This is a genomic window from Bacillus sp. NPDC077027 (genome assembly GCF_050269555.1).
In the GTDB taxonomy this organism is placed as follows: Bacteria; Bacillota; Bacilli; order Bacillales; family Bacillaceae; genus Bacillus.
On the sequence record NZ_JBNNIO010000003.1, the window covers coordinates 67,211 to 80,105 of the forward strand.

Here is a 12,895-nt window from a genome sequence, read left to right on the forward strand (position 1 = left end):
GCTGTCGGCAATTATAGGCTGCATAAAAAAAGGATGTATGAAACAGAACATGTGGGCAAAAAATAAATGAAAACAAGACAAGAAAGTGAGTTTAACGATGCAATCAAAATTGTGGATGCCTTTCCTACTGATATGTAGCTTTTTCTGTGGTTTATGGTTTCATCAAACAACAAATGCCACTGCTGAACAGCCAGTTGAAAAATGGGGAAGGATTGCATATACAGCATTTCAAGATGAATATGAAGGAGCAAAGTTAAAGGATTATCATTATATTGGACGGACTAAGGTGAACGAGGAACAAACAAAGGATGTATTTCGTGTCACAATTGATCGGGGATCAAAACCGTTTGCTGCACATGCAGAGATCTATTTTCATCCAGTGACAGGCCATCTCATTAGCATTAATGTATTCCGATTATAAATATTGACCATAAAAAAGCACCTCCGTAAATGGAGGTGTCAGGTTTTGCTTTATTTATTTGGTGCTCCTTTAAGGTATGCTTGGATGTCTACACCTAGTGAATCAGCTAATCGTTGACCGTAATCTTCGTCAGCTCGATAGAAGTTACAGATGGCGAGTAGCTTTGTTTTTTCATTTACGTTCATCAAATCATCTGTAAGGTTTTTAATTAATGCTTGTTTCTCTTCTTCTGTGTAGCTTCTATATTTTTCGCCAGCTTGTTTGAAGTCATTTGGTTTCTCAATTTTTTGTCTGACGATGCGGTCACCTTGTAGGACTGGTTCGCTTTCTTTGTAATGGGAGTTTTCCTTTGGCTGATCCTCATAGCGGTTTGGCTCATAATTAATTGAGCCGCTTGGACGTGTCGTTGTCATGAAGCCATCTTGCTGGTTGTTGTGAACCGGTGCATAAGGACAGTTAACCGGAATTCGTAAGTAGTTTGCTCCAAGACGATGACGCTGTGTATCAGGATATGAGAAAAGGCGACCTTGCAGTAGTTTATCTTCAGATGCTTCAATCCCTGGAACGAAAGCACTTGGCGTGAAAGCAGACTGCTCTGTTTCAGCAAAGAAGTTTTCAGGATTGCGATTTAAGGTCATCTTTCCAACCTTTTGAAGTGGATAATCTTCCTCGCTCCACGTTTTAGTTGGATCACACGGATCATAATCAAGGTCATCATAATCACTTAACGGCATAAGCTGTATATATAAGTCCCATGCTGGATAGTTCCCTTTTTCAATTCGATCAAATAAATCTCTTGTCGCGTGCTGGAAATCCTTCGCTTGAATTTCAGCAGCCTCTTCACTAGACAAGTTGCGAATGCCTTGTACTGGTTTCCAGTGGTACTTCACATATTTTGTCTCTCCATATTTATTGACCCATCTAAATGTATGAACACCAGATCCACGCATTTCAGCAAAATTGGCTGGAATTCCTTCATCAGAGAATAACCATGTCAGCATATGAGTAGATTCAGGAGTTAATGTCATAAAATCCCAATAACGATCGGGGTCTTGAATGTTTGTTACAGGATCTGGTTTTAGAGAGTGAACCATATCCGGGAATTTCATCGCATCACGAATGAAGAAAATTGGAAAGTTATTTCCGACTAAATCGTAGTTTCCTTCTTCCGTGTAAAATTTGACAGCAAATCCACGTGGGTCACGGAGTGTTTCGGGTGATCCTTTCGGGTGAATAACGGTTGAGAAGCGAACAAAAACATCCGTTTTCTTTCCTTCTTCACCTAAGAAAGCTGCTCTTGTATGCTTTTCCATGCTGTTTTCTACCTCGAATATCCCATATGCACCTGCACCTCTTGCATGTACTACACGTTCAGGGATTCGTTCCCGGTCAAAATGTGCAAGTTTTTCAATCAAATGATAGTCATCAAGAAATGAAGGTCCACGATGACCTGCTGTTCTTGAGTTTTGATTATCGCCAACGGGCACGCCTTGATTTGTTGTCAAATCTTTATGGTTTGGATTATTCATTCATTTTCTCCTCCTGTAAACAAAAGTTCTATCTAGTTATCTATCTACCCTAATTATAGTTAATCAAACATAATAGTCAATATTTATTTATAATTATTTTAAATAGATTATTATTACAAAAAAGACGAAAGAAAATAAATCTTTCTTTCGTCTACAGTAAGAGCTCTCTTAAAGCATCTTTGTTTTTCGTTAAATCGTTTAATGTGTATTGGTCAAGGACGTTTAAATACGCAGAGAGAGCTTCATGAAGAACGTGCTTTAATGAGCAAATCGGGGAGATGATACAGTTGTTTTTTTTCGGATCAAAGCACTCAACCATCACGAGATCATCTTCAGTATAGCGGACGACTTCTCCAATGTTGATGCTCTCTGGACTTTTTCCTAGCCTAATGCCTCCATTTCTTCCACGAATCGTTTCAACATATCCACGCTTCCCAAGGTGATAAATGACCTTCGTTAGATGGTTTTTTGAAATGCCATAAATATCTGCGATCTGTTGTATATTAGACAGTTCATTGGTTTCTCTTGATGCTAAGTAAATTAACACCCTTAATGAAAAATCAGTGTAATTGGTAAGTTTCATTTTTATGACCTCTAAACATAAGAGAATTTTGTATCATCGTAACACATTTTAGTCAAGAACTGGTCGAGAAAGTTCTATTTGTGACAACATTTAAAACATGTATTTATAATATTGCTTTTTGGGTGTTCTTATTTTACGATAAAGATGCATTTAAAATATATCTTTTGGAAGAAGGAATTGATATGTTAACTGATCAGCAAATGACACTCATTAAGAAGACTGCCCCTTTACTAAAAGAACGAGGAATGGAGCTCGTTACCATTTTTTATGAGAACATGATCAGTCATCATCCAGAGTTATTGAATCAATTCAACAAAACGAATTTAATGAATGGCAGTCAGCCTCAAGCTCTTGCCGTCACACTTTATCAAGCCGCTTTACATATCGACAGGTTAGAAGAATTGTTGCCTGCAGTAAAATTAATTGCTCATAAACATGTCAGTACACAAGTCAAAGCGGAGCAATACCCGATTGTAGGATATCATTTACTTTTGGCGATGCAGGAATTATTCGGGCTAGCTGAAGACAATGAGACCCTTTTAGCTTGGAAGGATGCGTATGAAATTATTGCCAATATCTTTGTGACTGTCGAGTCAGAAATGATGAAGGAAAATGAACAGAGAGAGAATAGTTGGTCACAATTTAAGCCGTTTATCGTCATGAGAAAAAAACAAGAATCACCGTCACTGATGTCATTTTATTTAAAACCAGCAGATGGAACGACACTCCCGTCATATTCAGTTGGACAATATGTGACCATTCAAGTGGATATACCCGGAGAAGATTTTTCATGCAGCAGACAATACAGCTTATCTGATGTATTTCATTCATCTCATTACCGGATCACAGTCAAACGTGATGGCATCGTATCAACTTATTTACATGACCAAGTACAGACAGGGTGTATGCTGCGTTTGAGTATGCCTCAAGGGATGTTTTGCTTAGATAATCAGGCAACAGAGCCAGATCCAACGTATTTCATAAGTGCGGGCTCTGGTATTACACCAATGATTGGATTAGTTAAAACGGTTGCTGCCAAAGCTCAGCCCTTTACAATGATTCATGCTGACCACCTAGCTGATGTGACTGCTTTTGAAGAGGAGTTAACGAGTGTTGTCAAAGATGCAAAAACAACTGGTAAAGTCATTTTCTGCAACGAACAATTTGAGAGTGACGACAAAAATCAAGAGGTGATAAAAGTATCATCTCGCATCAATAAAAAGTTATTGAAAGAGCACATTTCAGATAAAAATGGGCAATTTTATCTTTGTGGTTCCCCGGCATTTACGAAGGAGATTGATCAAGTACTTAAATCCATCGGTATTAGAGAAAATAGAATTCATTTTGAAGCATTTGGCGGGCAAACACAAATAGAAACAGAAGTTGTCTCATAAACGTTCACCACATCATGTTTTTCTATTTGCGCTCATATAGTAGGGTTAAGTCCGATGAGGAGGGATGGTATCCTTGAGCGTAGATGAAAAACGTCTTTTACAAAGAGCCATTAAAGAAATTACAGAGATTGCAGAAGGATTTGGTCTTGATTTTTATCCGATGAGATATGAAATCTGTCCCGCGGAAATCATCTATACATTTGGTGCCTACGGTATGCCGACACGTTTTAGCCATTGGAGCTTTGGGAAACAATTTCACAAAATGAAACTGCATTATGACTTAGGTTTAAGTAAAATTTATGAGTTAGTCATTAACTCAAACCCATGCTACGCTTTTTTGCTCGATAACAATTCACTTGTTCAAAATAAATTGATTGTCGCTCATGTACTGGCACATTGTGATTTTTTCAAAAATAATTGCCGTTTTCAAAATACAAAACGAGATATGGTAGAGAGTATGTCGGCCGCAGCTGAGCGCATTAAACATTATGAACATGTCCATGGAACAAAAGAGGTAGAATCCTTTTTAGATGCAGTACTGGCAGTCCAAGAGCATATCGACCCATCACTCGTTCGTCCAAATTTAAGTTGGGCGGTTGATGAGGGGGAAGAGGTACAAGGAAAGAAAAAAAACAAAACGCCATATGATGATCTATGGAATATGGATGAAACAAAGCCAGTCGAAAAAAAGAAACCAATCAAACAATTTCCGCCGAGTCCTGAAAAAGATATCTTGTTATTTATTCAAGAACATTCACGTGAGCTTGAGCCATGGCAGCGAGATGTGCTAACGATGATGCGCGAGGAAATGCTTTATTTTTGGCCACAACTGGAAACAAAGATTATGAATGAAGGTTGGGCATCTTATTGGCATCAGCAAATCATGAGAGAACTTGACCTTGATTCAAGTGAGTCGATTGAATTTGCCAAATTAAATGCCGGTGTTGTCCAGCCATCAAAAACGGGTATTAATCCTTATTATCTGGGGCTGAAAATATTTGAGGATATTGAAGAACGTTATAATCAGCCCAATGATGAACTGAAAAAAGCTGGAGTTAAAGAGGGCTCTGGTCGCAGCAAAATGTTTGAGGTCCGTGAGATTGAATCCGATATCTCCTTTATTCGTAATTATTTAACGAAAGACCTTGTCATGAGAGAAGATTTATATTTGTTTCAAAAGCAGGGGAGAGACTATAAAATCATCGACAAAAAATGGGAATCCGTACGTGATCAGCTTGTCAGCATGAGAGTTAATGGCGGGTTCCCATACTTAACAGTCCTTGACGGTGACTATTTAAAAAACAATGAGCTCTATATCAAGCATTGGTTTGAGGGCATTGAACTTGATCTCAAATACTTAGAGAAGGTGCTCCCTTATTTGCATCAGCTATGGGGAAGAAGTGTTCATTTGGAGACCTTACTTGAAGGGAAAGAAGTGATGTTCTCTTATGACGGCAAAGGAGTGCACCGTAAATACTTATAAATAAGCGAGCGTTATCAGCTAACGAGGAATGTCTTTCACATTAATTTCAAAAAGATGCCCTGAAAAAGGGACATCTTTTTTTATGGAATTGGAACTAAATGAAATAAAAACAGCACAAAAAGAGTGGATGAAAATGCATCCACTCTTCACTTTTGTCTATGACAATGTTTATTTATTTTGGAGCAATTTGAAAATAAGTTTTGCTTGATTTGTATTTTCGAGCAGTCCACGAAACCTGTCACTTGTTGGTCCATATGCATAAAACGGTACCTCATCACCCGTATGTCCAGAAGTTGTCCAGCCAGTATTTGAACGTGCGTTGATGATTTGTTCAATTGCGTCATCAATTTTAACAGTATCCTTTGTTTCAGCCGCTTTTTCAACAGAATTCAATTCTTCTTTTGTGAACGTTAGATCAATATATTTGTTGAGTGCTGCTTCGGCAGACATGCCAGCAACGATTTTTTGGGCAATGTAATCAGGTGTTTTCTTTACTGCTTTAACGGGTTTGAAATCCCAGTTCCCAGAGCCATTTGCACCGAAAGATAGTCCACCTGTAGAATGATCCGCAGTTGCAATAACGAGTGTGTTTTGATCCTTTTTCGCAAAGCGAATCGCTTCTTCATATGCTTTTTCAAAGTCAGCCACTTCACTCATCGCACTGACAATATCATGATCATGTCCTGCCCAATCAATTTGACTGCCTTCTACCATTAAGAAGAAGCCTTTTTTGTTTTTCGATAATTGCTTAATCGCGGAGGATGTCATTTCTTTAAGCGAAGGGGTGTTTTTGTTTCTGTCAATGGCTTTGTCTAAACCTCCGTCTGCAAAAATCCCAAGCATTTTTTGTTTTTTGTTGTTTTCCATCGCTTGTTTATTTGTCACATAGTTATAGCCTGCTTGTTGGAATTCTTTCGTGAGATCACGATCTTTACGAACAAAGTCAACAAGTCCTCCACCAAGCATGATATCTACTTTATGCTGCTTACGAATGGTTTCATCAAAAAAATCATCTGCAATCGCTGCTGTATTCTTTCTTGAAACATCATGTGCTGCATAAGCTGCTGGAGTAGCATTTGTCAATTCTGATGTAACAATAAGTCCTGTAGACTTACCACTGTTTTTTGCTTCTTCCAGAACCGTCTTTAGTTTCCTACCATTTTTTTCTACACTGATGGCATTATTGTATGTTTTTTTGCCAGTTGCCATGGCTGTTCCAGCTGCGGCTGAGTCCGTAATGTTGCTTTTGGAATCGTTAGGATAAGTTTTATGCATGCCAGTGAGGTAAGGATCAAATGCAGTAGCCCCTGAAAGATCTCCATTATGTTTAAACGCTCGGTATGTTGAAAGATAAGGTGTTCCCATGCCATCACCAATCAGTACAATCACGTTTTGGACCTCATTTTTTTTCTTCTTTTTTGCTTCGGCTTTGTCTGGTTGTCCGAATTCAAGTCCTGAAAAAAGACCAATTGCTAGCACGGATGCAGTAGCAACTGCCACCACTTTTGTTTTTGAGCTTTTCAGCATGTTCATTCATTTGCCTCCTCATTCGTTATGTATCTTCACTTCGACTACAATGGTAGAGCAAAAGTGTGGATTCTCTTTTACACCGTCGTAAAGATCACTTGAAAATTGTAAAGTGCATCTTTACATAGAATGGACAAAAAAACGAATTGAATGTATCCATTCTTTATGACAAAGATCCGTATTCTTTGTTACGATCATGTAATGTAATTGAAATATAAATACCCCTTAAAAAAATCAGAATTTGTCGTATTAATAAGCAATTTGTCTTAGGAAGTCAAGACTATTTCTTATGGTATTTTAACCTTATAATAGAAAAGAAGCTCATTATACTATTTCACATATTGATAGATACATACATACAGGAGGAACAAATGAAAAAACAAATGATCACAGCTGCAAGCGCATTTCTGTTAGGAACGACTTTATTTGCAGGCGCTGCGTCAGCACAAACTGTAAAGGTTCAAAAAGGTGATTCTCTTTCTGTCTTAGCGAAAAAATATAAAACAACAGTCAGTAAAATCAAATCAGAAAATAAGTTGAAATCAAATATTATTTATGTGGGACAAACCTTAACCATTCAAGGTGCTTCAACTTCGGCAAAAGTCAAAGCGACCTCATCCTCTACTACCTACAAAGTTGTGAAAGGTGACACTTTATCAAAAGTTAGTAAGAAATTCAGCATGACTGTAAAAGAGCTGAAATCTTTGAATAACCTCAAAACAGACTTGATTAAAATTGGACAAGTACTAAAAGTAAAAAAAACGTCTAAAGTGAGTGCACCACAATTAAAAGAAAAGACAGTGACTTCGTCATCTTTAAACACTTCAAAATTAATTTCTGATGCAAAAGCACAAAATGGTACACCTTATAAATGGGGTGGAACAACACCAAAAGGCTTTGATTGCAGTGGATTTATGTGGTACATCATCAATAAACAAACGAAAATTTCAAGACAAACATCGGAAGGTTTCTGGAATACAATGAAGAGTGTTTCGAGTCCTAAGGTGGGCGACTTTGTTTTCTTCTCAACATATAAAGCGGGTCCATCACATATGGGTGTGTATATTGGCAACAATAAGTTTATTCATGCTGGTTCAGACGGAGTCACAACGAGTGATATGACGTCAAGCTATTGGAAACCGATTTATCTTGGAGCGAAAACATTTGTAAAGTAATGATATCAAAGAGACTGCGTATGAGGCAGTCTCTTTTTTAGTGTCAGATTTTTGCTGATTTACAAGTTAGGTGCGATTCTATTTATCATTCGGCTTATGATTGGACTAATTGTCTATTTGAATACATGTTTCAAAAGATAAAATATTCAGAAATGTTAATTGACCTTAAACAATTTACATAATATCATGAATATGAAGTTGACCAAAAGATTATCATTTTTTGATAAATATTTGAGCATATTTTGATTGTATATTGTTTGTATCATAGGCCATTTCAATGAGAATACTTGAATGCCTACTTTAATTGTCAATTCTAAGTCTAACTCATCAATGGTGTTAAGCATAACCAAAGCAGGGGAGAGAAAAAGATGGCAAAAACAATCATAAAAACAGTGAAAAATTATATTGGCGGTGAATGGGTAGAGGCTGAAACAAGTCAAAAGGAATCTGTCTTCAATCCGGCAACCGGAGAAGTCATTGCTGAGGTCCCACTATCGACAAAAAAGGATGTTGATCTCGCTGTTCAAGCTGCAAGTAAGGCTTTTAAGGAATGGTCAAAAATAGCTGTACCGAGGCGTGCGCGGATTCTCTTTAAATATCAACAATTACTCGTAGAGAAATGGGAAGAGCTGGCCGAACTTGTCACACTTGAAAATGGAAAGAGCTTAACGGAGGCACGGGGAGAAGTCCAACGTGGAATCGAATGTGTAGAATTTGCAGCAGGTGTTCCTTCGTTAATGATGGGCAAACAACTTCCTGATATTGCAACAGGAATAGAATCAGGTATGTATCGGTATCCGGTCGGGGTCATTGGTGGGATTACACCTTTTAACTTTCCAATGATGGTTCCTTGTTGGATGTTCCCGCTTGCCATCGCTTGTGGAAATACTTTCGTTTTAAAGCCATCGGAACGAACGCCAATCCTGGCTACAAGATTAGTTGAGCTTTTTGAGGAAGCGGGTCTTCCAAAGGGTGTGTTAAATATTGTAAACGGAGCGCACGATGTTGTGAATGGATTGCTCGAACACCGTCAGGTTAAAGCGATCTCATTTGTTGGCTCTCAACCAGTAGCAGAGTATGTATATAAAAAAGGGACAGAACATGGAAAGAGAGTACAGGCATTAGCTGGAGCAAAAAACCATTCGATTGTACTGAAGGATGCAGATTTAGATATGACAACAAAACAAATCATTGGGGCAGCCTTCGGATCAGCAGGGGAAAGGTGTATGGCGGCAGCTGTTGTTGCAGTTCAAGAAGACATTGCTGATCAATTTATTCAAAAATTAGTTGAAGAATCAAATAAGATTGTGATTGGAAATGGGGCTGACGAGCATGTTTTCCTTGGTCCGGTCATTCGAGAAGGTCATAAAGAACGGACGCTTCAATACATTCAATCAGGCATTGAAGAAGGAGCAACCCTCATTCGTGATGGACGAAAGGATAGCGAAACAGAGGGAGACGGTTATTTTGTCGGTCCAACCATCTTTGATCATGTGACAGAGGAAATGAAAATTTGGCAGGATGAAATTTTTGCACCAGTGCTATCGGTCGTTCGTGTGAAATCACTTGCTGATGCGATTACCCTTGCCAATCAATCAAAGTTTGCAAATGGTGCGTGTTTGTATACAGATCGGGCATCAAGTATACGTGAATTCCGTGAAAATATCGAAGCGGGTATGCTTGGTATTAATGTGGGTGTTCCTGCACCAATGGCATTTTTTCCGTTTTCAGGGTGGAAGGATTCATTCTATGGTGATCTTCATGCAAACGGGACAGATGGCGTTGAATTTTACACGAGAAAGAAAATGGTTACAGCCCGATATATGTAATGCTATGACTTAGAAATAACTTTTACATCCATTGGAAAAGCCAGTGTTACTTGTTTTACACAAGTTGACACTGGCTTTTCGTCATTCATTAAAAACCTAATTGTAGATCGACATCAATTGAAATAATCGCATATACGCAGATAATCACAAAGATATTTAGGACGACGCCAAGGAAACCTGGGCCAGTGCGTCCTTTTTTTATGATCAATTCAATGATGCCAAATGGAACTGCTGCCATCGCAAAAGGAAGCATTTGGAATGAATAGAAAGTGACATTACTGATAATGGCAAGATTCAGCATGAGCAATGACAAAATTGCAGTGCCTACAGAGATCCAGCCAAATACATTATGCTCTTTAAAAATTCTTACCAGTTCCATAATTCCACCTCACTCACATTAGCCGCTTTGACTCGTTTGTTTTTGACCAATTTTTGAATTTCCTTAGATGGTCCTGTAATCACTGAACCGTAAATATAAACACCATTTTGATTGATGTAACGGATTCGGTTAGAAAGATCTAGATCAGGTCTACCAGAGATGGTTTTTGTCCAATTAGGATGCTGATTCACATAAGCAAGTGCATCCTTAAATTTATCTACTTCATTTTTTGAAGTGTGCTGTAATTCCTTTAAGAATTCAGAGTCTTTACCAGGGAAACCAATGGCTTGTTGTTTTCCGCCCAACGAATCCTCTGTTTTAATCGCGTTCCAAAGCACTTTGACATCATATTTGTTTGAAAAAGTATAAACATCTTTTGGCGCATAGGCTCTGTCATAGGAAACATATACTTCACTTACTGTTCCTTCAGGCAATTTGTTTAATGTAGCTAGTGCTTGTTTTTTGGAATCATCTGCTTGAAGAGAAGGATGGCTAAAGAAATGTTCTGTATCTCTTACACTGTCTCCGTAAAAAGAGATGACTGGCTGTTTTAACTTGTCAAAAAACATTTCAATTTGCTCGTTGCCAATTGCTTCTGTTTTATTGCCAATTTGCTTTTGAAGTTTCAATTCTGTATTCATTCCAAAGAGTTTGACTTGTCCCTTTAAGTCCTTCATATCAATTGCTACGTTTGGCTTTGTCAGTGCAATTGTGACAGCTGCTGTTTCCATGAAATGATTTCCTTTGCTATCTGCACCGCCAACTCCATAGTAAAGGTAACTCCCAAGTGTGCAGAGCGGTAAAATGATTAATGTGGAAATGACAGCAAGTACAGAAATACGTAAATAAGATTTTCTTTTTCCATATTGTAAGATGGCTTTTTGCTTCTCGGGACTAATTGAAAAATCTGTCCAATCAGATTCGTGTAGCTCTTGGCTTAAACGTTTTTCGTTTTCCTCAAGCTCTTCCTCAAAAGCAATCATATCTTCCTCTGTCATTTCGCCGTTATTATATTTTTCCCATCGCTTGTTAAACTCTTCATTCATCATTAACACCTCTATTGTAAAGTGCTTTTAGGCGCTGCCTTGCACGAAATAAAACACTTTTAAAATTTGCTTCAGTAATTTGCATGACCTTGGACGCTTCTTTGTAATTCAGTTCTTTTAAATAATAGAGTGTCAGTGCTTCCTTATAATTCTCTGGGAGCTGAGACAAATACATTGACAGAACTTCTTTAATTTCAACCTGTTCAGCAGGACTTTGCACAGATGTTTGCAAGAGTCCGCCAATCAAATCATCCGATATGGTCACTTCTTTTTTATGTTTCCTGACATAATCAATAAAAGCATTTCGTGCCACCTGGAATAACCAAGGCTTCACTTTGCTGTGGTCGTAGGAATGAATATGTATATAAGCACGCATAAAGGTTTCTTGCAACAAGTCTTCTGCTAGATGTTTGTCTTTTGTCATGGAGAGTAGAAACCTGTAAACATCGTTCATATACATTTGATAAATTTCATCGATCGTCACTGATTTTTCTCCCCTCTATGTTATACACGCATAAGAAAGGCATAAAGTTGCACGAAACATTGAAGACCGTACATCATTCTTTAAGTCGCTTTCACCGAATCAAAATCATTTCTCCTTATCATAGCGAAATTTGGAACATTTATAAAGTATTTTCATCATAACAAATAAGGAAAAAAGAGCAAAAAACGACAAATAAGGACAGAAATCTCTTAGATTCTCACCAAAACCATCACAGGAACGATAGTTATAAAGGGCATAAAGCGTTCATTTAAAAGATTGCAGCTGCAATCGAACGTTCCTTAATGGAAAGCGTTCAAAAAAAATTAGTACCAGGTAATAAATTTTTTGTTATAATAGAGACAAAACCTTCATTATTCAGACAAAGGAAGTGCAATATGTATAAATTTTCAGGCTATACCATCAAAGCATTTTTTGCTCTCCGAGGCGGAGTAAAAGTTTATCAAAAAGAAAACCTGCCAACGGATAGAGGTTTTGTTATTGCGTGTACGCATGAGGGCTTTGTGGATGTTCTTGCATTAGGTACAGGGATTCTCCCGCTTGAAATCCATTACATGGCGAAAAAAGAGCTGTTTTCAAATAAATTGATTGGTGGCTTTTTGAAAAGAATTCATGCGTTTCCGGTTGATCGCGAAAATCCGGGACCTAGTAGCATCAAGACGCCAATTAAATTGTTGAAGGAAGGGAAAATTGTCGGTATTTTCCCTAGTGGTACACGGACATCTGAGGATGTACCGCTCAAAAGAGGTGCAGTGACAATTGCTCAAATGGGAAAAGCACCAATTGTACCCGCAGCATATAGGGGCCCTTCAAATGGAAAAAGTCTTTTTAAGAAAGGGAAAATGCAATTGATCATCGGTGAACCCATCATGCTTGAAGAGTTCGATCATCTCCCAGCTAAAGAAAGACTAGGCGCGATGACAGAAGTATTAAACCAAAGAATCAAAGATCTTGAAAATCAGTTAACTGAGAAAGAATAAAAAAAACGACCTCTTGCTTAGGGCAAGGGGTCGTTCTGCGTTTAACG

At 38.0% G+C, this 12,895-nt stretch carries 12 protein-coding genes; 6 read left to right on the forward strand and 6 right to left on the reverse strand.

Features of this window, described 5'->3' with window-relative positions; translation table 11 throughout:
• Positions 1 to 97 precede the first annotated feature (97 nt).
• Positions 98 to 421 carry a YqzG/YhdC family protein gene (locus ACQKEZ_RS10775; protein WP_427300679.1) on the forward strand — a complete coding sequence of 108 codons (324 nt, stop codon included), beginning with the start codon at positions 98 to 100 and terminating at the stop codon, positions 419 to 421.
• Between the two features lie 50 nt (positions 422 to 471).
• Here the strand turns inward: ACQKEZ_RS10775 and ACQKEZ_RS10780 are convergent, their stop codons facing one another.
• Entirely contained in the window at positions 472 to 1,950 is a 1,479-nt protein-coding gene (locus ACQKEZ_RS10780) for a catalase (protein ID WP_427300681.1), read from the reverse strand.
• A 151-nt stretch (positions 1,951 to 2,101) separates the two neighbouring features.
• Positions 2,102 to 2,533 (reverse strand): Rrf2 family transcriptional regulator, encoded by a 432-nt coding sequence (locus ACQKEZ_RS10785; RefSeq protein ID WP_427300683.1) that lies wholly within the window; start codon positions 2,531 to 2,533, stop codon positions 2,102 to 2,104.
• An 80-nt stretch (positions 2,534 to 2,613) separates the two neighbouring features.
• Here ACQKEZ_RS10785 and ACQKEZ_RS10790 point away from each other — a divergent pair, with 80 nt between their 5' ends.
• Both ACQKEZ_RS10790 and ACQKEZ_RS10795 read left to right on the forward strand, forming a co-directional pair.
• Positions 2,614 to 3,927 (forward strand): FAD-binding oxidoreductase, encoded by a 1,314-nt coding sequence (locus ACQKEZ_RS10790; RefSeq protein ID WP_427300685.1) that lies wholly within the window; start codon positions 2,614 to 2,616, stop codon positions 3,925 to 3,927.
• A 64-nt stretch (positions 3,928 to 3,991) separates the two neighbouring features.
• The gene (locus ACQKEZ_RS10795; RefSeq protein ID WP_427300687.1) at positions 3,992 to 5,410 is read left to right on the forward strand and encodes a SpoVR family protein; all 1,419 of its coding nucleotides are present in this window, start codon (positions 3,992 to 3,994) and stop codon (positions 5,408 to 5,410) included.
• 168 nt (positions 5,411 to 5,578) lie between these two features.
• Here ACQKEZ_RS10795 and ACQKEZ_RS10800 read toward each other — a convergent pair whose 3' ends face one another.
• Positions 5,579 to 6,943 carry an alkaline phosphatase gene (locus ACQKEZ_RS10800; RefSeq protein ID WP_427300688.1) on the reverse strand — a complete coding sequence of 455 codons (1,365 nt, stop codon included), beginning with the start codon at positions 6,941 to 6,943 and terminating at the stop codon, positions 5,579 to 5,581.
• Positions 6,944 to 7,308: 365 nt separating this feature from the next.
• Between ACQKEZ_RS10800 and ACQKEZ_RS10805 the strand changes: the two genes are divergently transcribed.
• Both ACQKEZ_RS10805 and ACQKEZ_RS10810 read left to right on the forward strand, forming a co-directional pair.
• The gene (locus ACQKEZ_RS10805) at positions 7,309 to 8,112 is read left to right on the forward strand and encodes an NlpC/P60 family protein (RefSeq protein WP_427300690.1); all 804 of its coding nucleotides are present in this window, start codon (positions 7,309 to 7,311) and stop codon (positions 8,110 to 8,112) included.
• A gap of 368 nt (positions 8,113 to 8,480) precedes the next feature.
• Entirely contained in the window at positions 8,481 to 9,941 is a 1,461-nt protein-coding gene (locus tag ACQKEZ_RS10810) for a CoA-acylating methylmalonate-semialdehyde dehydrogenase (protein WP_427300692.1), read from the forward strand.
• Positions 9,942 to 10,029: 88 nt separating this feature from the next.
• On the opposite strand, the gene ACQKEZ_RS10815 is transcribed toward ACQKEZ_RS10810, so the two are convergent.
• From ACQKEZ_RS10815 to ACQKEZ_RS10825, 3 genes are read right to left on the reverse strand one after another with little or no spacing between them, the layout of a single operon-like run.
• Complete coding sequence (locus ACQKEZ_RS10815) at positions 10,030 to 10,320, reverse strand: anti-sigma factor (RefSeq protein ID WP_427300694.1); 291 nt, start codon at positions 10,318 to 10,320, stop codon at positions 10,030 to 10,032.
• A complete protein-coding gene (locus ACQKEZ_RS10820; protein WP_427301897.1) occupies positions 10,308 to 11,366 on the reverse strand; it encodes an anti-sigma factor in 1,059 nt (352 codons plus the stop codon). The genes ACQKEZ_RS10815 and ACQKEZ_RS10820 overlap by 13 nt, the downstream gene beginning before the upstream one ends.
• The gene (locus ACQKEZ_RS10825; RefSeq protein WP_427300696.1) at positions 11,359 to 11,850 is read right to left on the reverse strand and encodes a sigma-70 family RNA polymerase sigma factor; all 492 of its coding nucleotides are present in this window, start codon (positions 11,848 to 11,850) and stop codon (positions 11,359 to 11,361) included. The genes ACQKEZ_RS10820 and ACQKEZ_RS10825 overlap by 8 nt, the downstream gene beginning before the upstream one ends.
• Positions 11,851 to 12,245: 395 nt before the next feature.
• Here ACQKEZ_RS10825 and ACQKEZ_RS10830 point away from each other — a divergent pair, with 395 nt between their 5' ends.
• Positions 12,246 to 12,848: a lysophospholipid acyltransferase family protein gene (locus tag ACQKEZ_RS10830; protein WP_427300697.1), complete on the forward strand. Its 603-nt coding sequence runs from the start codon at positions 12,246 to 12,248 to the stop codon at positions 12,846 to 12,848.
• Positions 12,849 to 12,895 lie beyond the last annotated feature (47 nt).

What these genes read in the sequence shown, in the direction of transcription:
- ACQKEZ_RS10775 (WP_427300679.1), top strand. Translation starts at nt 98, where the DNA reads ATGCAATCAAAATTGTGGATGCCTTTCCTACTGATATGTAGCTTTTTC.
- ACQKEZ_RS10780 (WP_427300681.1), bottom strand. Translation starts at nt 1,950, where the DNA reads ATGAATAATCCAAACCATAAAGATTTGACAACAAATCAAGGCGTGCCC.
- ACQKEZ_RS10785 (WP_427300683.1), bottom strand. Translation starts at nt 2,533, where the DNA reads ATGAAACTTACCAATTACACTGATTTTTCATTAAGGGTGTTAATTTAC.
- ACQKEZ_RS10795 (WP_427300687.1), top strand. Translation starts at nt 3,992, where the DNA reads ATGGTATCCTTGAGCGTAGATGAAAAACGTCTTTTACAAAGAGCCATT.
- ACQKEZ_RS10800 (WP_427300688.1), bottom strand. Translation starts at nt 6,943, where the DNA reads ATGAACATGCTGAAAAGCTCAAAAACAAAAGTGGTGGCAGTTGCTACT.
- ACQKEZ_RS10805 (WP_427300690.1), top strand. Translation starts at nt 7,309, where the DNA reads ATGAAAAAACAAATGATCACAGCTGCAAGCGCATTTCTGTTAGGAACG.
- ACQKEZ_RS10810 (WP_427300692.1), top strand. Translation starts at nt 8,481, where the DNA reads ATGGCAAAAACAATCATAAAAACAGTGAAAAATTATATTGGCGGTGAA.
- ACQKEZ_RS10815 (WP_427300694.1), bottom strand. Translation starts at nt 10,320, where the DNA reads ATGGAACTGGTAAGAATTTTTAAAGAGCATAATGTATTTGGCTGGATC.
- ACQKEZ_RS10820 (WP_427301897.1), bottom strand. Translation starts at nt 11,366, where the DNA reads ATGAATGAAGAGTTTAACAAGCGATGGGAAAAATATAATAACGGCGAA.
- ACQKEZ_RS10830 (WP_427300697.1), top strand. Translation starts at nt 12,246, where the DNA reads ATGTATAAATTTTCAGGCTATACCATCAAAGCATTTTTTGCTCTCCGA.